We start from the raw sequence: 23,301 nt of genomic DNA, 5'->3' as shown, positions 1-23,301 counted from the left end.
CTTTCTCATTGTTCTTTTAATATATATCCAATACCACGAACGGTTTGAATATCTTTCTGATAACCGAATGGTTCTAATTTTTTACGTAAATGATGTACATACACTTCTACAATTGCTACTGTCGTATCAGAATCAAATCCCCAAACACGATCAAAAATTTGTTCACGCATTAAAATCTTTCCGCTATTTTGAATGAGATACTCTAGTAGCTCATATTGTTTTAATGTCAGCTTAATACCTTGTCCATCTACTTGAATGTCTTTATCTTTTCCGAACAATTCAATCCCTTTATAGCGAATGGTCTGCTGTGTTGTTAAACTACCACTTCTGCGTAGTAATGCACGAATTCTCGCTTTTAATTCAGGGGCCTGAAACGGTTTAACAATATAATCATCTCCACCAAAGTCCAATCCTTTCACTCGATCTTCTAAAGAATCCCTCGCTGTCAAAAACAGGACTGGCGTTTCAATCTTTTCATCACGTATTTTTTGAATCACTTCAAATCCGTCCATTTCTGGCATCATCACATCAAGCAAAATTGCATCATAAATGTTTTGCAGCGCCAAAAACAAGCCGTCTTCCCCATTCATTGCCGTATCCACTTCAAATTCATCACGTAAAATTTGTACGATAGACTCTAATAACGAGGCATTATCTTCTACTACAAGTAAGCGCATATTCTCACCTTCCACAATCTATTTCAACTCTCTTTATTATTGCATCTCTTCTCTTCATAACGAAATAATGTAATCATATTATGTAATTTCATTTTCAACTATTTCCTTCTAAAGTTTTGCTAGATATAAAATTTTGAACCTTTATTATAAAGGCTCTTTCTTAAATTTTTTACTACATATACCTTTTTACTTGGCAACTCCAAACAATTTAACTGACCACCATACACAGCCCCGCCATCAATTCCAATAATACGATTACTACCAAAATACACTCCGCAATTCTCACTACCATGAAGCGTTTTTGTTTCCGTATGGCCAAATACAACAACCTTTTCGCCGCTATATCCATTATGAAATTCATTACGGATCCACATTAATGTATATGGTTCTGATTCAGAAACTCGATTCATCGGCTCAACACCAGCATGTACAAAGATATACTCTTCTGTTTCAATGTAATGATCTAATTCTTGAATAAACGTTACATGTTCCTCTAATATATGAGATTGTAAAATCGGTTTTTGGAAGTTTTCCTCATTAACCGCAATGTCTTCTTCTACAAATCCATAGCTATATAACGTTTTATCCCCACCATTCCTTTTTACCCAATGGTTCCATGAACGTTCCTCATCTGTCGTTAACGCCTTAATCATCATATCTTCATGATTGCCCTTTAGAACGAGGGCTCCCGCTTCTTTTAACTCTTTTACCTTTTCAATTACTGCACGCGCATTTGGACCACGATCTACATAATCCCCCAACAAAATTAGTTGATCCTGTTTTGCATCGTAGTGAGCTTCTTCCAATAATTGTTCGAACTTTTCTATTTCTCCATGAATATCACTAATAACAAGTATTCTCTTCATTTCTTCCCCTTCTTTCTAAACCATTCTCTTTCTAATTATAATTCAAAACGACAGAAACTTCTGAATCACATTTATTACAAACTAAAACTATTATCCTTACAACAATGTAAGTCTCTTGTCATCCAATTCGATGGTTGCAATTACTGCATTTCCTTATACTAAAAGTAAGAAATGAAACAAAAAACAAGGAGAGATGAGATATGAAAAAAGTGATGGAAGTTGTAGTAGCGGTGGCAGAGGTTTTTGTAAATGGGAAACAAGTTGCAATGGAGTTAAACAAATAATGAAAAAGACAAAATTCATTCTAGACCCTTTACTCATATAAAAGAGATAAGACTTCATCATTTCTTTGATCCCTTATCTCCCAATAAAGAAAGCCGCATCCTGAAAAAGGATGCGGCTTTCTCTTATTTTTGACTCGTACGAGCTGAAATACTAATTGCTCTATCTGTTGCTTTTGCAGCTTCATCTAACGCTTCTTTACTATTTTTCCCGTCATACATTGCTTCTAATGCTTTTACGACTGCATCTCTTGATTCTGGGAATACACTAATTAATGCACCTTGAGTTGCTGGAGATTGCTTCGTTGCTTGTAATTGCTCTACCGTTACTTTTAACTGCGGATACTTTTCATACTGCTCTTTTACTAACGGCTCATTATATGCATCTGGATTAATTGAGAAATATCCTGTTGCAGTATGCCATTTTGCTTGTACATCTGGCTTCGTTAAATATTTCATAAAGTCCCAAGCACCTTGCTGCGTTTCTTCTGAAACCATATTCGTCATCCATAATGATGCACCGCCAATAACAACACCATTTTGTTTCGAATCTTCTGGATACGGAATATACGAAACGCCTACATTAAACTTAGATGCATCAATTAAATCACGAACACCAGCTGAAGAATCTAAATACATAGCAACTTGTCCAGACTGGAACGCAGCACGAATATCATCCCAACTTGCTCCATACTTTCCAAGTGCACCAGCTTTATTTAATTCATCTAACATCCCAAATACTTTTTGACCTTCTTTTCCGTTAAATACCGCCTTCTTTGCAGCATCTTTACGGCCGTTTTCGTTATCTACATATAAAGCACCTTGTGTCGCTAACAACTCTTCAAAGAACCAACCATAATTCAGCATTGAAAATCCATACTGCTTTACATTTCCGCCTTCTTTAATCGTTAACTTTTTCGCCGCTTCTTTTAACTCATCATATGTTTGCGGAGCTTTCTCTGGATCTAATCCAGCCTTCGCGAAAGCATCCTTATTATAAATTAATACTGGTGTAGATGAATTAAACGGCATAGAATACATTTTTTCATCAATTGAATAATAGTTCGTAATTGCTTTTTCTAATTTTGATGTATCGTACTTATCTTTTTTAATCCAGCTATCGATAGGCGTAATCTTTTTGCTATCAATCATATACTTCGTTGTAATTTCACTCGATTGAACAAGAGCTGGCGCTTCTTTCGTTGCAGACATCGTTTTAAATTTCGTTAAAGACTCTTCGTATGTTCCTTGGAACTCTGCCTTTATCTCGTATTTATTCTGCGACTTATTATAGTCTGCAACAAGCCCATCTAGTACACCTTGTGTTTTTCCACCCATTGCATGCCAGAAACGAATTACAGTTTTATCACCATTCTTTTCAACTGGAGCTACTTTTGCCTGTGCTTCAGGTTTCCCCTCTGTTTTACTATTTGAACAAGCTGCGCCGGTTAATGCCATTGTGGCTGCCATTAAAAGAGCAGCACTTTTTTTCAATAAACTCATCTCAATCCCACCTTTTCCTATGTATGCTTATTTAATTGCACCTTTTGTTAATCCTTTTTGTAATTGCTTTTGCCCTAAAAATAGTAAAATCAACGTTGGAATGACGATAACCGTAACACCGGCCATTACACTGCCCCAATCAGTTGCAACTTCTTGAGATTGAAGCTGCTTTACACCAATTTGAACCGTTCTTACTTTTTCATCAGTGGTTACTAAGAGCGGCCACAAATACATATTCCACGTTGTTAAAAAGCTATATACTCCAAGCGTAATAAAACTCGTTTTACAATACGGAATTACAACACTGAATAAAAACCTTACATTTCCAATCCCTTCAATAAAAGCAGCTTCTTTCAGTTCATTCGGAAGTGTCATAAAATGTTGACGTAGTAAGAAAATACCGAAAGCTGTTGCAAAAAACGGCACCGTCATCCCAGCAAAACTATTAATCCATCCGAAGTTTTGAATCGTTAAAAAGTTCGGTACCATCGTTGCTTCCCACGGAATAAGCATTGTTGAAATAAACAAGAAGAAAATTAAGTTTCTACCTTTAAACTGAAGAAAAACAAAAGCATAAGCTGCTAAACTGGATACGATAAGTTGTCCAAGCATAACAACTGTCGATACAATTAAACTGTTATATAAGTATGTAAAAAGAGGTACTTTTTGAAAAATATTAATGAAATTATCAAAAGTAAATTGAGTTGGAAATAACCTTCTCATTTGAATATCGTCTGGTGTCATAAAGCTTATTAAAAACGCATACAGTACAGGAAAAAACACCATTACTGCACTAATAATGAGCAGCATGTATAATAGGAAATTTTGTTTCCACTGTTTAACGATCATTTATAATGCACCTTTCTCTCAGCAAACTTAAATTGAATCAATGTAGCAATAAAAATGAAAATAAATAATACCATCGCTTGTGCACTTGCTGTTCCAAATTGATGATTTACAAATGCCTCTTTATAAATCGAGTACACAATTAAATTCGTTGCATCATTCGGTCCACCGTGCGTTAAAATATCAATTTGTCCAAAGCTTTGGAATGCACTAATTAACGTTACTGTCACGATAAAAAATAAAGTTGGTGATAGCATCGGTAATGTGACGCGGCGAAGCTTATGTAAATAACTAGCACCATCTATAGATGCACTCTCATATAAAGACGTATCAATATTTTGTAAACCACCTAATATAACTAAAAATGCAAATCCTGTATTCACCCAAACCGTTGTAACCGATACAGAAAACAGTGCCCAGTCTGGACTCGTTAACCATGCGATTGCCGGAAGATTCATAGAGGCTAATATATTATTAAATAACCCTACACTTGGATGAAATAAAAATAGCCAAATCACTGCACTAGCAGCTACTGATATTCCCATCGTTGAAGAAAACAGTACTCGGAATAACCCGATCCCTCTTACTTTTTCATTTGCAATTAATGCAAGAAATAAGGCGAATACAATACTAGTAGGCACTGTATATAAAACAAATAATAAAGTTGACTTTATACTTTTATAGAAAGCAGGATCCGAAAATAAATATTGATAATTTTCTAAGCCAACGAAAAGATTAGCTTCTCCGTGTATATCTGTTAAATAAAAGCTATAGTAGATCGTCCTAAACAATGGATAGAAAAGAAAAATTGAAAATAACAAAATAGATGGCGCCAAAAACAATAATCCTATTCTTAAATCTTTCGTTCTGCCCCATAAACTCTTCTTTTTTGACACTGTTGTTTGAACTGGTAACTTACCTACTTCAATCATTATTTCGCCACCACTTTCAACTCTTCTTCAGCCACCACTTTTAATCGTTCATTCGTATTTTGGTGAAAGAAGCATAGTTTTTCTTGCGAGAATAATAATTTTACTTTGTCACCTTTGTTCAGGAGTAACTGTCCGATGACTTTCGCACTCCAAGTTGTTCTATTTACCGCAAAGTTTAATATAGATTCATTCCCTAATACTTCTACAGATTGCAGCGTAACTTCTTGTCCTTCCTCAGACAATGCAATATGCTCAGGACGCATGCCGATTCGAATTATTCCTTCTGGTAATTGCTTTAACTGTCCAATAGATAATGGAATTTGCAATTGCCCTATATGTAATATGCCTTTTTCTTTATCCACTTCCCCATCATTTATATTCATAGAAGGAGAACCTATAAAACTTGCAACAAATTCGTTTGCTGGTTCGTTATATATATCAAGCGGTGTTCCAACTTGTTGTATACTTCCTTTATTTAAAACCATAATACGATCTCCCATAGTCATTGCTTCTATTTGATCGTGAGTAACGTAAATCATCGTAATTCCTAATCGTTGCTGAATTTCTCTAATTTCAATCCTCATCTGGGCACGTAATTTCGCATCTAAATTCGAAAGTGGTTCATCCATTAAACAAATCGGTGCTTGACTGACAATGGCCCTAGCAAGTGCAACACGCTGTCTTTGCCCGCCTGATAATTGGCCCGGTTTCATTTTCACATACTCTTTCAGTCCTACCATTTCAATAGCTTCCATTAATCGCTTTTGTCGCTCTTCTTTTTGTACCTTCCTTACCTTAAGTCCAAATAAAATATTTTCTTCTACAGTTAGGTGTGGATATAATGCATAATTTTGAAATACCATTGATAGATTACGGTCTTTCGGCTCTAAATCATTTGCAACATGTTCATTAATAATTAAATCTCCCGAAGAAATTTCTTCTAAACCAGCCAGCATTCGTAATAATGTACTTTTTCCACATCCCGAAGGTCCAACTAAAACAAAAAATTCTCCTCTTTTAATATGAACTGATACGTCTTTAACTGCTGTCTCTTCCGCATTTTTATATACCTTTGAAACATTTTTCAATTCAATCACAAGGTTGCACTCCTTTTTTCTTCTTGTATCCACACTTCATAATGACTCGTTGAAATTGCACTTGCTCCTGCACGAATTGCGATTTCTGCATCCTCTCGCGTTTGAATCAGCCCACCTGCAATAATAGGGAATTTTATTTCCTCCGCTAGCTGTTTAATAATAGAAGGCATAATGCCAGGCATAATCTCTACTGCATTCGGTTTAGTCGTTTTACAATTTTCAATTGATTTTGTAAGAGATAAAGTATCAACAATAAAAATGCGTTGAATCGTTTTCAATCCAATTTTATTGGCATTTCGAATTGTCGATCCCTTTGTCGAAATAATACCTTGTGCTCCGATAACATCTTGAATATATAAAAGTGCTTCCTCTGTGTTCGTATTTAAGCCTTGTATAAAATCACAATGAAGAAATACATCGTGTCCATGTTTCTGTAGTTCATATACACGCTCTGGTAACTCCAGCATTGAACCAGTCATAAGAAAAACTGTTTTCGGTAATTTTTTGTATGTTTTGTACCCTTTCCAATCCTTTATCATCGCAATATAAGGTTCTTCAAACATTCATTCCACCTAGCTTTTCTATTTTTATCCAAACTAAAAACACCTACTTACATAGAACACCTTTCTCCTTATTTGAACTCTAGGGAATAGAGCACACTTAAGAAAGCGGCACGTTATATGTAAGCGGGTGTTCTCAAATGTTCTCTACCCTAGGTATTTTGTTACCTTTACTATATTACGCATTTATTAAGTCAGTTTTGATAAATTGTTAATTAGATGTTAATCGAATGTTAATATTCACCATATTACTTTTACAATAATCTAGATATACGAATAAATCCCAACAGAACACAACAATGTTTAAAATTCAATCAATATGTAAATTCATTCCATAGTTAATGAGTTTTAGTTTTCTCGCCACTGCTTGCGAAGCAAAGTTATCCCAAGAAGTACTATAAAGCGGAATGCGCTTTTCCTCTTGTATTGATAGTGCCCAGGCTGTAACGACATCAGCACCATATCCATTCCCTTGAAACTCCACTAAAGTTTCCACACTTGCCTCAGCAGCTACGGGCGTACTTCTGGCACTGCAACATATAGAAACTACCTTTTCATTTTTTACAATTGCAAAATAAGGTCGCCTCCATTCCATCTGTTCTATTAGATTAGAAAAATTTTCTCGCAAAAGCTCTTTATTCTTCTCTGTTATTTGTATTGTTCTAGTTGGCTTATGTAAATTATTAGGGAACATGAAAGCAGGACCCACCCAAATATTCTCCACCGTTCTCTCTTCATTTAATACTTTAATGATCTTTGCTATCTCAATGTGATTTGAGCATTCTCGAATTAATTTCTCAATCTTACTTATCATTTCACCATGCAGTTTATAATGATACCTCGTTATATTGCCTTCACGAGTTCTGCTAAGAAAAAAACGTGGTGCTTTCAGATTTCCATTTTCATTTACACACTTTATTCTTCCTACTTGATTATGAACAAATAAAACTTCTGCCTGAATTGCTATTAACTCAAGTTCTGAAAATCGCATTTATACCCTCCTTAATTACTATTTGTAGCCTTCTCGATATAGCATCCATCCATTTTTTCAAAACAAAAATCCCATTTAAATACACATTACTGAATCCATCATACTAAAATGACTTCTTCATTCTGTCTATCTAAATGGGATTATTTCGTGCTTTTTATTTCTTCAGCTTGTTATTCCGCCAGTTGTGGTTGCGGCTGTACTACTTCATTCGCTCCAGCTATCCTCAACATATTCGCAATATCTTTAAAACCTCTTTTTTCAGCATATTGCAGCGGCGTAATATTTTCCTTATTGGCCATATTTACATCTGCCCCGTGGTCAATAAGCATTTGAATTACTTTCTTATGACTTTCACTACCATTTCCTAATACAATTACTTCTAATAAAGCTGTTCCACCACGTTCATTCTTATAATTCACATCAATATCTGTATGCTCTAATAATTCTTTAACAACCTCTACATGGCCACGCTCAGATGCAGAAATAAGTGCTGTTCCACCTGACTTAGTCGTTTCCTTCGTATTAACTCCTGCATTAATTAATACTTTTACAATATCCGTATATCCTTCTCTACTTGCATAAAGAAATGGATTACTTTGTTTTTCGTCTTGAATTTCAATATCAGCACCCGCATCAATTAATGCTTTAACTGTCTCTACATGATTTTGATACGTCGCTGCAAGGACAGGCGTTTCTCCGTTGTCACCTTCTACATTGATATTCGCTCCATCTTGGATCAGCTTCATAGCTGTTTCTGTGTCTCCAAGCGTCGCAGAAAGTAGCAACTGTTTGTCCATTAAATTTATACTTTTTTCTTCTTTAGATTCTTCCTGTTCTTTATGCTTTTCTTTTTTCTTTTCGTTTTTCACATGAACCGGTTTTGATTCTGGCTCCTCTTGCTTATCGCAAGCCACTACCGTCATTAAAAGTCCTAATAACATACATAATAAAATTTTTTGTTTTCTCACAACTACAGCTCCTATGAAAGATAATGTTTTCTTAACCATTCCTCCATCACATACAATAACTCTTCTTGAGTACATTTATCCATAAGCCCTTTAGATTCCTTCTTTAATCGGATTATCTTAAACTTATACTATGTTTCTCAACCTATTGGAATGATACGCCTGATGGCCTCATCATTAACATTATGAAGCAATTAGTTTAGCACGTTTTTACCGCATTTGTATATATTTCTAAAAAGTACATAAATGATTGCTTTAGGTTACTATATTCCATTGTAACCGTTCTTCTAAAATTTTTACACCTTTTCTATATTTGCACCTGAGTAATAATAGAAAAAGACAACTATATAGTTGTCTTTTTCTATTATTAATGATGCCCACCGTGATTCCCTGTTTTCGGTTTTCCCATCATCTCTTTATTCATTTCCCATTTATGCTCTGATAGCTCTTTATACGAAAGAACTTTCCCCTTATAGTTAGATACAAAACTCTCTGCATCTTTTTTATTTTTAAATGAAATGACATTATAAGCCATCGGTGTCGTTATTGTTTTATCATATACGTAAGTAGCATCTTCTAACGAAACCCAATCTTTCGAATCATAATCTCGAACAAATTTTTCTTTCGTCTTTTCACCTGAATTGATCTCCATCCATTTATACATACAACCGATATCATCAAACTTTAACGCTTTTCCACTTTCTAAAATGATTTCTGTTGCAAATTGATTATCCATTACCCCGATTTGGCAAATATCACATTTATCATGTTTCTCATTAATTGCCACAGCTTTTATTTCCTGTTTTCCACATCCTACTGCCATAAAGATGAAACATACACATATAACAAGTACGACATATTTTACCCTCATTAATATTCCTCCCTAAAAACCGTATACTCCACGAAAAGAATAGCAGAAGGTTGTGTGAGATTTGTGAAAAAACAATGTTCTTTTTGTAATATATGGAGCAAAAAAGAGATGTGCAGTTACTTCTACACATCCCTCATCATTCACAACCAGTAATTAATAAATCATCTTCCAGCTTAACTAATAATGTATCCGTATCAATTTCCTGTCCAACTTCTACATTTACTAATCTTATATTTCCACTAATCCCTATCCCGATTTTCTCAAGCTCACCATCATTTTTTCGGATCATCATTAATTTCTCCCATTCATATACGTAAGAGGATTCATTAATAAAAATCTCCTCTACTTTTCCTTTACATGAACTATAAATCTCTTCTATTCTTGTTTCCATTCAAAATCTACTCCCTACTTCACGCGCTTCTCGTTTTCACCTTATTCTACCATTCTTGTACGAAGGCATTTATCTTTTTAAAAATTCAAAATTACCTCATGAACAAAATGATCAAAATAAAGATTATGTTTCTAATGATGTTATTTCTTTAATTATTTACCATTCGAATTGAACCTTTTATTATAAATAAAAAACCTTTTATCTGAATTTTCGTTTTATATTGAAAGCGCAATCATTTTTTGAGGGGGAGATTACATGGTAGCATTACTTGGATTTGCAATGGTATTCGTCTTTATGTTTTTGATTATGACTAAACGTATGTCAGCCTTAGTAGCATTAATATTAGTTCCAATTATTTTCGCATTAATTGGTGGCTTTTATGCCAATATGGGCCCGATGATGTTAGAAGGAATTCAAAAGCTAGCACCTACTGGTATTATGCTTATGTTCGCCATTTTATATTTCGGAATTATGATTGATAGCGGTTTATTCGATCCTGTTATTAGTAAAATTTTAAAATTTGTAAAAGGTGATCCTTTAAAAATTGTTGTTGGTACAGCTATTCTTACTATTATCGTTTCATTAGATGGTGACGGAACAACAACATATATGATTACAGTTTCCGCAATGTATCCACTATATAAACGTCTTGGAATGAATCCACTTATATTAGCTGGGGTTGTTATGTTAGGGGCAGGTGTTACAAATCTTACACCTTGGGGTGGACCAACTGCTCGGGTTATGAGTGCTCTTGGACTTGATGCATCAGAGCTCTTCACACCACTTATACCAGGAATGATTGCTGGTGCAATTTGGGTAGTTTTCGTTGCCTACTATCTTGGAAAAAAAGAAAGAAAACGTTTAGGAATTATGGATGTACAATATTTAAAACAAATGCAAACAATGGATGAGCAAGCTGCGACTGTTGAAGCTGCCGTGCATAAACGCCCTAAACTTCTATGGATTAACTTTTTATTGACCGCTACATTACTTGTCTGTCTCATACTAGAAGTTATGCCGCTACCTGTTCTATTTACAGTCGCTTTTGCTATTGCCGTTATGATTAACTATCCAAACTTAGAGCAACAAAAAGAGCGTATTGCGTCTCACGCTGGAAACGTATTAGCGGTTGTTTCTCTCGTCTTTGCTGCTGGAATTTTCACAGGTATTCTATCTGGAACAAAAATGGTAGATGCGATGGCTCAAAGTGTTGTTACTCTTATACCAGATGCACTTGGCCCACAGCTTCCAATTATTACAGCTTTACTAAGTATGCCGTTCACATTTTTCATGTCTAATGATGCTTTTTACTTCGGCGTATTACCTATTTTAACGAAAGCTGCTGCCGCTTACGGAATTAGTGCAGCAGAAATGGGACGTGCTTCGTTACTCGGTCAACCTGTTCACTTACTGAGTCCCCTCGTTGCTTCCACTTATTTATTAGTCGGAATGGCCAAGGTTGATTTTGGTGAACACCAACGATTCACTTTACTTTGGGCCGTTGGAACGACAATGGTTATGTTGATTACTGGAATTGTAATTGGAATTATTCCAATATAAGATGAAACTAGAAAAAACAGTAGAGGAAATGTAATAATCCTCTACTGTTTTTATTGTTGTAAAAATCCCCTATGAAGAAACGCGGAAATACCTTCTTTCTGGCCTTCCCACACTTCCATATATAAGCTCCCCATGCACTTTCTTTCCAGAGATCAAATACTCTAAATAGCGCCTCGCAGTTGATCGGCTTACACCTACCATTGAACTTAATATCTCTGCAGTAATTCCCTCTTCATTAATAGTTAGCATATGCTTTTTTATTTTTGCTAACGTTAAAGGGTCGATTCCTTTTGGCGCATATTCTATTTGATTTGCCTGCACCCCTCTTTGGGACCATAGATGTTCAATCTGTTCTGAAGATAATTGAGTATTTTTCTTTAACTTCGTAATCTTCTTTTGATAACTTTCTAAACTTGTTTTAAACCGATCAAATGTAAGTGGCTTTACAATATAATCTGTTACTCCGCCTCGTAAAGCATGTCGCACTACATCCGTCTCTGATGCGGCTGTAATCATAATAATATCTGTATCATGCAAATTATGCCTAATATATGTGACGAGTTCAGTCCCTTGCATGTCAGGTAAATATACATCTAATAAAACGAGTTGTGGCTTTACAAACTCTAACCATTCTTTCGCCTGTTCCCCAGTCGTTGCTGTTCCAATTACTTTAAACCCTTCAATTTTTTCAGTAAAACGACGATGAATTTCCGCAATCCGAATATCATCTTCTACAATCAATACTTCAATCCCCTCATTCATTACAATTCGCCTCTCTCTTTCGGTAATGCAATTATAAATAAAGCACCACCTAAATCCCCTTTTTCAATCGCAATACTCCCATTTAAATCTTCCACTAACTCTTTGACTTTCGCTAATCCATATCCACGTTTTTCGCCCGCCTTCGTCGAAAAACCTTTATAGAATATACTTGTAATTATTTCATCATGAACACCTTGTCCTGAATCTTCCACTTCAATTAATATTTCTTCTCCAATGTCTGTTACAAACATTCTTACTTTCTTATTATGTTCGTGATTTCTTTCGATTGCTTCAAATGCATTCGTAATCAAATTCCCTAAAATAGAAACAACGTAATTACTCTCAATATGCGGACTTAACTCTTCTAAACTACTTTCCCGATCTAACATAAAATCAATCTTCAACTCTCGCGCCCTATTATAAAATCCAATTAAAATCCCACCTAACCATGGATTTTGAATTCGTTTCATAATAAATTGAACGAACTCTTGATATACTGCTGTTTCCTTATGAATAAGCTCTAAAGCATCTTCATACGACTCTAATTGGATAAGACCCGAAAGCGTATACAATAAATTGTTATATTCATGCGTTTGTGCCCGCAATGCCTCTGTATATTGCCGCGTTTGAGACAATTCTGCTGTTAATTGATCCATTTCAGATTTCAGGCGTAAACTGGATACTACACCAGTTACTTTATGATTAACTTTAATAGGTAGACGATTAGCAATAACATCCTGTCCCTTTATATTTAATTGGCGATCAAATTGTTCTTCTCCGGTTTGAAGTACATCCAGTATCGATGAATTAGGAATAACATCTAAAATAAATTCTCCCATTATATTTTGTTGTTTATCTAAAGAAAGGATATCGTATGCCGCTTGATTTACTAAACTAACCATTCCATTTTTATCGATTACTACAATCCCTTCACGTACAGATTGAATAACTGTACTATGCTCCTCGTATAAAGATGAAATTTCTTCTGGCTCCATTCCAAACATCATCCGTTTAATACTTTTTGCTAAATATACAGACCCTATTATCCCAATTAACAGACCTGTTATTGTAATCCAAAACACACGCTTTCCATACACTTCTATCGCTCCATGAATATCATCCATTGAAAAACCAACAGATACTACACCAATAATTTCATTATCCTGATTATGAATCGGGACTTTTCCGCGTAGTGAAGGCCCTAATGATCCCGTTGCTTTCGAAACATAAGATTCCCCTTCTAATAGAACCCCTTCATTATCTCCGCCAACCATTCTCTCTCCTATTTTATCTCGCTTAGGATGCGCATAACGAATACCATCTTTATTTCCAACTACAATAAAATCAGCATCTGTTTCGATTCGAATTTTTTCTGCAATTGGCTGAATAATAGAAGCTGGATTTTCTTTTTGAAAAGCTTCCCCGATTTCCGGTATAGCAGCAACTGTTTTCGCAACATGCAACGCCCTTTTTCCAATTTGTTCTTCTACTGTTTCAGATAATATGTAGTAAAATAAATAACTCGTTAACAGCAGTACAACAAGAATAAGTGTACTAATAGTTAATGTAATTCTCGGTTGCAGTTTCAATTTCTTCAATTTCTTCAATTTCTTCAATTTCTTCAATTTCAAAATCATTCCCCTAACATTACTGAAGATAGAATTCAAAGAATATACAGATTTTTCAACTTAATCATACCACATTTATTTCTTTACTTTTATATCATTATTCACTACTCTGCCTTAGTGTTAGCAGAGAGTCCTATAAACACACAAAAGCCCCTCTAATATCTATTTACTAGAGGGGCTTTTCACCTTACTATTCCTTATCTTTCTCTACTTCTTTTTCCTTACCTTCTACTACAGATACGACAGGTTTATCGTTTGATAGTTGCTGCACGGCACCTTTTCCAGCGAATCCTTCTAGTAATTCTTTTAAATCAATACCAGAAGAGGCTTTTAAAGTTTCTTGCATTGTTGCCATTAAATCTGTCGCATACCCTGCAACTTTTCCGGCGCCGCTATTCTTTCCACCACCGCCTGTATCAACGACTGTAATTTTATCAATGTTGCTAAGCGGACTCGCAATTTCTTTCGCATAACTCGGAAGCATTTTAAGAACCATATCCATAATCGCGGCTTGCCCATATAATTCAAATGCTTCTGCAATTTTTTGTTTCGCTTCTGCTTCTGCTAAACCTTTTAACCTAATAACATCTGCTTCCGCTGTACCTTGCGCCTTTTGTACTTCTGCCTTTGCCTGACCTTGTGCTTTTTCAATTTCTGCTTTTGCTAAACCTTCTACACGTACTTCTTCTGCACGTGCTCTTGCTTCTGCTTCAATTTTATATTGATCCGCATCTGCTTTTTTCATTTGTTTTACTTTTTCCGCTTCGGCTGATTGTTCAACAGCATAGCGATCTGCATCTGCCTTTTTCTTTACTTCTGCATCGTATTGCTTTTCACGACGCGCAATCTCTTTTTCTTCTAACTCAATTTGCTTTTCACGCTCAATGATTTTAACTCGCATTTGCTCTTCTGTAACACCTTGTTGTGCTTTCGCTTGTTGTAATTCATAAGAAAGATCTGCATCTGCGCGAGCTTGTTCTTGGTCTCTCTTATAAGATTGTACTTTTAATTCCTTATGTTTTTCAGCTTCAGCGATTTGTGCATCACGTTGATATTCCGCTTCTTTTGCTTCTTTCTCAGCACGAGCTTTTTCAATTCGTGCCTCTTTTTCACGCTCTGCATTTGCAACTGTTGCATCACGCTTAACCATTGCAATTTGCGGCTGACCAAGTGCATCTAAGTAACCGTTTTTATCCATTATTTCTTTAATTGTAAAGGAAACGATGCGAAGTCCCATCTTCTTCAAATCAGTAGAAGCCACTTCATGCACCTTTTGTGCGAATTGCTCTCTATTACTATAAGCATCTTCTACTGTCATAGAAGATAAAATAGCACGTAGATGCCCTTCTAAAACTTCTTTTGCTTCTACTTTTAACTCTTCCGTTTCTTTTCCTAAATATTGTTCAGCTGCTGTAGAAACTTCTTCAATTGTCGATCCTACTTTAATAATAGAAACACCGTTTACTGTAATCGGTACACCTTGTTTCGTATACGTATCACGTGTTCCAACTTCTAATTTGTAGTTTAATAAGCTAAGAAGTTCTGCCCGTTGCATAATTGGAACAACGAAAGTACCGCCACCGCGGATAATCTTAATCTTCTTTCCATCATCAGTGGTAACGACATTCTTTCCACCACCAAGCCAGTTCCCTGTTACAATTAATGCTTCATCTGGACCAACTGTACGATACTTCGTAATGAATACTAAAATGAGTAGAAGTAAAATTGCGAGTAAAACTCCACCGATAATTAATGGAATCGTCATGTAAATTCCCCCTTATAATTTTGGTTTCTTTAAAGAATAAGCGATGTTTTGTACAAGCAAAACACCATCTTGAACTCCTTCAATAATGACCTCGGTTCCTTGTGAAATATCTTTTTTCCCAATTGTTTTCGCTGGTATTGCATTACTTCCAAATTGGGATGAGATTAATACTTCTCCAAATCCTTCTTTCGGAATCGATATAATTACTTCTCCTTTTCGTCCAATAAATTCATCCATGCGGTGCATTGTATTTTGCTCTGCCTCTGCAATCGGTTTTAAAATTAATATTTTCATTATGAAAACACCGATAAAGGATATAGCAAATGAGCCACCAAAAGTAATAATGCTATTAAAGGAAAATAAATATTCTCCTATATAACTAAATCCACATAACATTGCAAAAAAACTAAGTAATAAAGTTACAACGGATACAGATCCGCCCCCAAAACTAAATATTGATTCAAATATATCTCCAAAGAAAATATAAATAACAGTGAGTATAGTAGCAATAATAAATCCATATAAATAAATTGTTTCAAGTGGATAACCAAACAAGACCATTTCTTATCCCCCTTTCTTAAACAATCCCTTTTTTTGTTATATGTATGCCCCACCTCTTTCAAAGATTATCGTTCTTAATTTTCAGTTATTTATCTTTTAAAGAAAAGCCTGTAAGACAGGCCTCTAAAAAAGAACAGGAGAAACCTATTGTGACAGGCTCCTCCTAGTAAATAACCGATATATTGTATATCTATATAATATACTATTTTCCACAAAAAGTAAAGTTAAACATACATTGGAAAAGCACTTATTTTACTGATAATGCGTACGCTCCATCGCCATTATCATATTTATATACATACAAGTAATACTTACCTGGTTTTGCATTAAATTTTGCTTCTATACGATTTCCATTAGCTTGACCATAAGCTGCGTAATTTTGCATATCTGATTCATGGTGAAGTACCCATGTCATCCCGATTCCATACTCATTTAAAACAGAAATATCGATATCTTTCGCTGATGCGACATTAAATGTATAAACATCGGTATGATCCCCACCGATAAGGCTACCTTTTATAGTAGTGTTTAACCCAATACGATTTGCTTCCTCTGAACGATTATTTGGTTCAGATTCTGTTAAACTCCCATCTTTAATCGTAACAGTTGTTTCATTTCTGCTCTCTTTACCTTTATCATCTTTTACTCTTAACGCTACTTTATAAGTTCCTTCTCTTTCATATGCATGTACTGGATTAACTTCTGTACTTGTACTTCCATCCCCGAAGTCCCATAAATAAGAAACGATTTTTCCATCTTCATCGTTTGACCCATCACTTTTGAATTGAATTCCTTCTTTTACAAGCCCGTTATAAGGTCCGTTTACATTAACCGTCGGAGCTTTATTTTCTCCGTCATCTTTTGCGATACCGTGGAAGACTACATCATATTCAAATTGATTAGAGCTATTCACACGGTAATTGACGAAATATGCTGTAACCGTTTTGTAGCCACTCCATTCTTTTTGCGTCAATTGTTCTAAAGCCTCATTTACTCTTTTACTCATTGCTTTCCAGTCTTCTGACTCACCTTTTGTTACACTACCTGTAAATGTGCCTTCTAATGTAAATGTATTAAAGAATTGAGATGTATGCTTTGTCATTTTTGTATCTTTCATAGACAACGTTTCACTAATTTCTTTCTTCACTTCTGTTAGTGCTTTTGGTGCATGTTCAGCTAAATAATCATCTGCTACTTCCGGCACATTGTACTTATCTTGATTATCAATTAACTGCTGCATATACTCTTGATACTCTTTATTTAACTTAGAATCTTTACTTAAAGTCTCACGATACGTATCATAATTTCCCACATCATTCGCACGAATTAAATCTTGAATTTTATCAAACGTTTCAAATTGATGAGTATATAAGTAAGATTGCAATGCGAACGAGTAGTTATAGAAATCCCAAGAACCATATTTAGCAAATAGTGTACGCTCTGCTGTATAACGACTTGCAGGATCAGATGATAATCCACTAATGATGCTCTTTCTTGGTACAACGTTATTTGTACGAGTAGATCCTGCGAAAAATTCTGCATTCCCTTCTTGGAACCAAGTTAATCTTTCATTTTGATACATATCTCCTCTTCCAAATAAACCGGGAACTTCATATCTCCCTTGAAGATAATGAGTAAACTCATGACGGAATAACTCTTCTAAACTATAAATACTTTGCTCTGGCGTACGCTCATATGTAAAGAATGTCCCTGTCTCTTCAATATAAATTCCACCGTTGTTTGTTTCATATCCATACAATTGTCTATTTAACTGGTATTCGTCTGGAGTATTATAGATTACTATCGTTAATACGTCGTCTGCATTACCTTGTTCTAAAGCTTTGTCATTTCCGATCACACGGTGATATTGCGCTTTTACTTCCTTCGCAGCCCAATATAATCTCTTGATTTTTTCTTCTGACACTTTATCCCCAGTTTTAAATACAATAGATCCATCATCGAATGTATACGTTTTTGGTAAGTATTGCTCTTTTCCTTCTTTACGTATCTTCTCTAAATCTACCGTATTCCCGCTATAATCTTTCCCATTATAGTTTGTTGTAATTTGTTCTACTGCAACAAAATACGGTTCACTTAAACGTGGATACATATGCATTGCTTGTGTAACAACTTCTAATCCTTTATTTGGATTGCTATGAAACTTACCTAAACGACTAGCAAAATAAATTCCATTATTAACGAGCCATTTATTTTCTGGCGTTACGTCATTTAGAAGAGCAATACGATTTATTTCATTAATAAACCCATCTACTTTTCCATACCACATCGTTTCATTCGCTTCTTTACGAGCCTCATTTAAGTAAGACTGTATATCATAATCAATGCCTTGCATCATATCGTATACAGCTTGTCCTTTCATACGATCGTCTACATATGCATTAAAATTATCATTATATTGTTTTAAAATATTCGATGCGTATTGCACCGTTTCAACATCACTTGATGCATTACTAATTAATTTTCCGTATGCAGATACGACTGTATCTTGCTCATTTGTTCCAAGCTTAAAGTTGGGATTTTTCGCAATAGCTTTTAACGCTGGTAAACATTTGTCCTGGAAGCTTCTTTCATTTAAGTCGCTTAATTCATTATTATAAAATGCAAGATAAAAAGCTGAACGTAACACTTCAGTAAACGTTTGAATTCCTTTTGAATCATCTTTCGTAAATGTACTACCTCTATGAGCTAATTCGTCTATAATTACTTGCATTTTTCCGTTATCTTTATAAAAGGCTTTTGCATCTTCATTAAACTGGAATAAGTCTGTAATTTGGTGCCACTTAATACTGCCTAACGTTTCAATTAATTCTTGATCATTCATTTTGTTTAAATCAGCCATTGAATAGCTTTCTTTAGCTTGCTTTACTGCCGAGTTCTTCGTAATAGATGCTGGTCGCTGTGAAAAATCTCCTACTTTTAAGCGTTCTTGAAATGATAATGTTTCCTCGGCTTTAGAAGCGTGTCCGATCTCATCTACTGGTTTTTCAATTCCAACTGGTTTCGAATGCAATACATTATACGGTACCTTTTCTTCTGCTGATACATTCGTTTGAATTGCTCCGAGCGATAGCGCCATTGTACTAATACTAAGCAACACTTTATTGATCTTTGATTGCTTGTTCATATTATTGCCCCCTATTTATATATTCCATTCAAGAAATTAACATATTATCTAGATGAAATGATATAAAATGCAATATTTCATATTATTTCTTCATACATTTTGAACATATAGTGAACGAAAGGGACTTACAGTTTCCGCTACAGTTGCTCCATTATTTAAGCAATCGAAACATCCTCGTATTAATATCCTTCCCCTATTCAAAAAGCCCTTATCATAAGCATATTTCAACATGAAATTGCTATAATAAGGGCTTCTCAAAAACTTATATAATCATTTTATATAATAACAAGATAAAACGTTATTTATTTCTTAAATAATCTCTTTCTAAATACAAACATACTTAATGCTGAAAGAACAAGTGCTAATCCAGAAAGTAAGGTCGGTGTGTTAGCTTGACCACCAGTTGCTGCTAAAGACTTCTGATTTTCCTCTTGCTTATTAGCATGTTGTTTATTTAAATCTTTTTCTTTCGCACTCTCTTGTCCTACCACTTTTACTGGACCAACTTGATTATTCCCTTTTTGCTCTTGATCCAATCCAGTTGCTGATTCTTTTACCTCTTCTTTTGTACCTGCAACTTCTTTCGCCGGCTCTTTTACTTCTTCTTTTGTTTCTTCAACTTCTTTTATCGGCTCTTTTACTTCTTCTTTTGTTTCTTCAATTTCTTTTACCGGCTCTTTTACCTCTTCTTTTGTACCTGCAACTTCTTTCGCCGGTTCTTTCACTTCTTCTTTTGTACCTGCAACTTCTTTCGCCGGCTCTTTTACTTCTTCTTTTGTTTCTTCAACTTCTTTTATCGGCTCTTTTACTTCTTCTTTTGTTTCTTCAATTTCTTTTACCGGCTCTTTTACCTCTTCTTTTGTACCTGCAACTTCTTTCGCCGGTTCTTTCACTTCTTCTTTTGTACCTGCAACTTCTTTCGCCGGCTCTTTTACTTCTTCTTTTGTTTCTTCAACTTCTTTTATCGGCTCTTTTACTTCTTCTTTTGTTTCTTCAATTTCTTTTACCGGCTCTTTTACCTCTTCTTTTGTACCTGCAACTTCTTTCGCCGGTTCTTTCACTTCTTCTTTTGTACCTGCAACTTCTTTCGCCGGCTCTTTTACTTCTTCTTTTGTTTCTTCAATTTCTTTTACCGGCTCTTTTACTTCTTCTTTTGTTTCTTCAACTTCTTTTACCGGCTCTTTTACTTCTTCTTTTATTTCTTCAATTTCTTTTACCGGCTCTTTTACTTCTTCTTCTTTTGTTTCTTCAACTTCTTTTATCGGCTCTTTTACTTCTTCTTTTATTTCTTCAACTTCTTTTACCGGCTCTTTTACTTCTTCTTTTGTTTCTTCAATTTCTTTTACCGGCTCTTTTACTTCTTCTTTTGTTTCTTCAACTTCTTTTACCGGCTCTTTTACTTCTTCTTTTATTTCTTCAATTTCTTTTACCGGCTCTTTTACTTCTTCTTCTTTTGTTTCTTCAACTTCTTTTATCGGCTCTTTTACTTCTTCTTTTATTTCTTCAACTTCTTTTACCGGCTCTTTTACTTCTTCTTTTGTTTCTTCAATTTCTTTTACCGGCTCTTTTACTTCTTCTTTTTCAACTATATTCTGGATAACTGTTCCGTTAAAGCTTATACTAGTTTCATCCGAATCTAAATCAAATTTATATACCTTTTCACCTGGAGTACTCCATTTCATTACTCCGTTATTAAACGTTCCACCCTCACTTGTTAGTTTAATATTCTCAATAGTTTCTCCTTCTAAGTCATATACCGGAACTTGAATTTCTTCATTTACTTTCACTTCATTTAAAATGATTTTTTGTCTTCCGGCATCAATTGAAAACCATTGACCTAATTGTATTAACGGCCTTACATCACGAATCTCATTTCCAGCTAATTTTAAACTGAGTAGGTCTAACATTGAGCCAAGAACTGATACATCTTTAATATGATTATCCGCAAGGTTTAACCACTGTAAATTTTCCAGTGAAGATAACGGCGTTATATCTTCAATTTTATTATGAGATACATTCACGTCTTTCAATTGTTTCAAGTTTGAAATGAACTCAATATTTTTCAACCCTACTCCTTCTAAAGTGAGGTTTTCTAAGTTCGTCATGTATTCTAAACCAGTTAGATCTTTTATCTCTTTTCCTTTTTCTTTAAGTATCTCTAATGTTTTAATCTGTAATAAATCTTCTTTTGTTATAGAGGCATTTAGATTCTCTCTACCAAAATTCTTTTTATTAATATGTTGTTGTAAATTTTTATCAAGAATTACATTTTTACTTTCTGTTTGTTTTTCAACTATACTTTGTATAACCGTCCCATTAAATCTTATTTTACTTTCAGCAGGATTCGTATCTAGTTTAAATTCATATATTTTTTCTCCAGGACTATTCCATTTTATAAATCCGTTACTCAGCGTAGCCCCCTCACTTTTCAATTTAATATTTTGAAGTGGCTCTCCTTTAAAATTGTATACTGGAATTTTTATTTCTTCATCTACGCTTGCTTCATCTAAAAAGATTTTTTGTCTTTGAATATCTATTGAAGTTCGCTTACCCAATTCCTCAACAGACTTTATGTCAGAAATTTCATTCGCTCCAAGATTTATCTCATGTAAATTTGTTAAATTACTCAGTGGCGATATATCAGAGATATAATTCTCTTCTAAATTCAATACTTGTATTTTTACTAATTTAGATAATGATGATATATCTTTTATTTCACTATCAGCAATTTCTAGTTCAATAAGATTACTCATTTTACTAATAGGCTCAGCATCACTAATTTTATTATTTCCTATCCATAATAGATTCACATTCTTTAACTTCTCAATACCCGAAAGATTACTAATTTGATTATTTGCTAAGTATACTTCTTCTAACGATAACACTGTAAATAATGGTGTAAGATCCTTTATATTATTACCAATTAAATCTAATATTTTAATCTTTTTCATTTGACTTAACGGTGTAAGATCTGCAATTTTGTTATCTCTTAAAAAGAGCATGTCAAGATTCTCTAGCTTAGAAACGGGTTGAATGCTTTCAATTGGATTAGAGGATAAATCTAAATATTTCAAATGTCTCAATCCCGAGATAACAGATATGTCTGTTACATTAGACTCTCTTAATGTCAACTTCTCTAAGTTTGTCATATATTCTAAACCAGCTATTTCATTTATCCCCTCACCTGAGTATATGGATAATGTTTTAATTTGTAATAAATCTTCCTTCGTTATAGGTTCATTTATATTTTTTCTCTCTAAGTTATATTTATTAATATGCATTTGCAATTGCTTATCTACTATTACATTTCCATCTTGTTGATCCACTGTATCCTCTTTATTTTCCTTTTGATCTTTTGGAACATTGTTTTCTAGATTTAACGCATTTACTTCAAACTGCACCTGGTACTTATTATCATAGGCCATTGTCGGAATATAAATATGCATTTGCATATTATATCTTTTTCCTAATTCTCCAACTTCAAATTGAATAACCTTCGTCCCATTTTTCTTTTTATCCTCTGATATGACTTTTACATCATGGAATACACCAGGAGTATCAATATCCTCTGTTTTCAAGTATTCGAAGAAATCACTATCACTTAACGTTGCCGTTACAATTTTCTTCCCATTCTCAATAGTTAATTTAGGATCTTTTATATAAACAGCTGCCATAGACTCTTCATTCGTTTTATCTTTATACGCTTTAATAACAGCATCATATGTACCATCTTCTAAAGCATGTCCCGTTTTATTAGCCTCAATTGCTACCGCTGCTAAAGCAGGTGTTGAATACGCAGCAAACGGTAGCGATAACGCCGCAGCGATAATCATCGCATTTATATGTTTTCTTTTAGTTTTTTTCAACTTTACATCTCCTCCAAAATATATAAATCGAAAT

The 23,301-nt window shown here is 34.5% G+C and carries 18 protein-coding genes; 1 reads left to right on the top strand and 17 read right to left on the bottom strand.

What is annotated here, in order from left to right:
• Nucleotides 1-5 precede the first annotated feature (5 nt).
• The 11 genes from CQ058_RS21845 to CQ058_RS21795 form a co-directional block, all read right to left on the bottom strand.
• On the bottom strand, nt 6-677 hold the full coding sequence (locus tag CQ058_RS21845) for a response regulator transcription factor (RefSeq protein WP_002091066.1): 672 nt from the start codon (nt 675-677) through the stop codon (nt 6-8).
• Nucleotides 678-796: 119 nt separating this feature from the next.
• Complete coding sequence (locus CQ058_RS21840) at nt 797-1,543, bottom strand: metallophosphoesterase family protein (protein ID WP_002188238.1); 747 nt, start codon at nt 1,541-1,543, stop codon at nt 797-799.
• A 407-nt stretch (nt 1,544-1,950) separates the two neighbouring features.
• Nucleotides 1,951-3,327: an ABC transporter substrate-binding protein gene (locus CQ058_RS21835; RefSeq protein WP_002188237.1), complete on the bottom strand. Its 1,377-nt coding sequence runs from the start codon at nt 3,325-3,327 to the stop codon at nt 1,951-1,953.
• Nucleotides 3,328-3,354: 27 nt separating this feature from the next.
• Nucleotides 3,355-4,176 (bottom strand): carbohydrate ABC transporter permease, encoded by an 822-nt coding sequence (locus CQ058_RS21830; RefSeq protein ID WP_002125118.1) that lies wholly within the window; start codon nt 4,174-4,176, stop codon nt 3,355-3,357.
• A complete protein-coding gene (locus CQ058_RS21825) occupies nt 4,173-5,105 on the bottom strand; it encodes a carbohydrate ABC transporter permease (RefSeq protein ID WP_002125116.1) in 933 nt (310 codons plus the stop codon). Before CQ058_RS21825 ends, CQ058_RS21830 begins: the two co-directional genes overlap by 4 nt.
• Nucleotides 5,105-6,202, bottom strand: a complete 1,098-nt coding sequence (locus CQ058_RS21820; protein ID WP_002188235.1) for an ABC transporter ATP-binding protein — start codon at nt 6,200-6,202, stop codon at nt 5,105-5,107. Before CQ058_RS21820 ends, CQ058_RS21825 begins: the two co-directional genes overlap by 1 nt.
• Nucleotides 6,199-6,765: a glycerol-3-phosphate responsive antiterminator gene (locus tag CQ058_RS21815; protein WP_105589982.1), complete on the bottom strand. Its 567-nt coding sequence runs from the start codon at nt 6,763-6,765 to the stop codon at nt 6,199-6,201. Before CQ058_RS21815 ends, CQ058_RS21820 begins: the two co-directional genes overlap by 4 nt.
• Nucleotides 6,766-7,072: 307 nt before the next feature.
• Nucleotides 7,073-7,753 carry a GNAT family N-acetyltransferase gene (locus CQ058_RS21810; protein WP_002125110.1) on the bottom strand — a complete coding sequence of 227 codons (681 nt, stop codon included), beginning with the start codon at nt 7,751-7,753 and terminating at the stop codon, nt 7,073-7,075.
• 170 nt (nt 7,754-7,923) lie between these two features.
• Nucleotides 7,924-8,796: an ankyrin repeat domain-containing protein gene (locus CQ058_RS21805; RefSeq protein WP_002125108.1), complete on the bottom strand. Its 873-nt coding sequence runs from the start codon at nt 8,794-8,796 to the stop codon at nt 7,924-7,926.
• A 289-nt stretch (nt 8,797-9,085) separates the two neighbouring features.
• Nucleotides 9,086-9,589 (bottom strand): nitrous oxide reductase accessory protein NosL, encoded by a 504-nt coding sequence (locus CQ058_RS21800; RefSeq protein WP_002140312.1) that lies wholly within the window; start codon nt 9,587-9,589, stop codon nt 9,086-9,088.
• 136 nt (nt 9,590-9,725) lie between these two features.
• A complete protein-coding gene (locus CQ058_RS21795; RefSeq protein ID WP_002029671.1) occupies nt 9,726-9,980 on the bottom strand; it encodes a hypothetical protein in 255 nt (84 codons plus the stop codon).
• 255 nt (nt 9,981-10,235) lie between these two features.
• Between CQ058_RS21795 and CQ058_RS21790 the strand changes: the two genes are divergently transcribed.
• The gene (locus CQ058_RS21790) at nt 10,236-11,540 is read left to right on the top strand and encodes a CitMHS family transporter (RefSeq protein ID WP_002188234.1); all 1,305 of its coding nucleotides are present in this window, start codon (nt 10,236-10,238) and stop codon (nt 11,538-11,540) included.
• A gap of 69 nt (nt 11,541-11,609) precedes the next feature.
• Here the strand turns inward: CQ058_RS21790 and CQ058_RS21785 are convergent, their stop codons facing one another.
• The 6 genes from CQ058_RS21785 to CQ058_RS21760 form a co-directional block, all read right to left on the bottom strand.
• The gene (locus tag CQ058_RS21785; RefSeq protein ID WP_105589981.1) at nt 11,610-12,302 is read right to left on the bottom strand and encodes a response regulator; all 693 of its coding nucleotides are present in this window, start codon (nt 12,300-12,302) and stop codon (nt 11,610-11,612) included.
• Entirely contained in the window at nt 12,302-13,909 is a 1,608-nt protein-coding gene (locus CQ058_RS21780; RefSeq protein ID WP_483861160.1) for an ATP-binding protein, read from the bottom strand. Before CQ058_RS21780 ends, CQ058_RS21785 begins: the two co-directional genes overlap by 1 nt.
• A gap of 211 nt (nt 13,910-14,120) precedes the next feature.
• Nucleotides 14,121-15,695 (bottom strand): flotillin lipid rafts scaffold protein FloT, encoded by a 1,575-nt coding sequence (locus tag CQ058_RS21775; protein ID WP_002188232.1) that lies wholly within the window; start codon nt 15,693-15,695, stop codon nt 14,121-14,123.
• Nucleotides 15,696-15,707: 12 nt separating this feature from the next.
• A complete protein-coding gene (locus CQ058_RS21770; protein WP_002188231.1) occupies nt 15,708-16,256 on the bottom strand; it encodes an NfeD family protein in 549 nt (182 codons plus the stop codon).
• A gap of 247 nt (nt 16,257-16,503) precedes the next feature.
• A complete protein-coding gene (gene colA / locus CQ058_RS21765; protein ID WP_002193368.1) occupies nt 16,504-19,401 on the bottom strand; it encodes a collagenase ColA in 2,898 nt (965 codons plus the stop codon).
• Nucleotides 19,402-19,703: 302 nt separating this feature from the next.
• On the bottom strand, nt 19,704-23,267 hold the full coding sequence (locus CQ058_RS21760; protein WP_105589979.1) for a leucine-rich repeat domain-containing protein: 3,564 nt from the start codon (nt 23,265-23,267) through the stop codon (nt 19,704-19,706).
• Nucleotides 23,268-23,301 lie beyond the last annotated feature (34 nt).

This window comes from Bacillus sp. MYb56 (assembly GCF_002976445.1).
Taxonomy (GTDB): domain Bacteria; phylum Bacillota; class Bacilli; order Bacillales; family Bacillaceae_G; genus Bacillus_A; species Bacillus_A mycoides.
The sequence above is the reverse complement of the archived record's forward strand: the minus strand, read 5'-3'. Positions and strand labels throughout refer to the sequence as shown.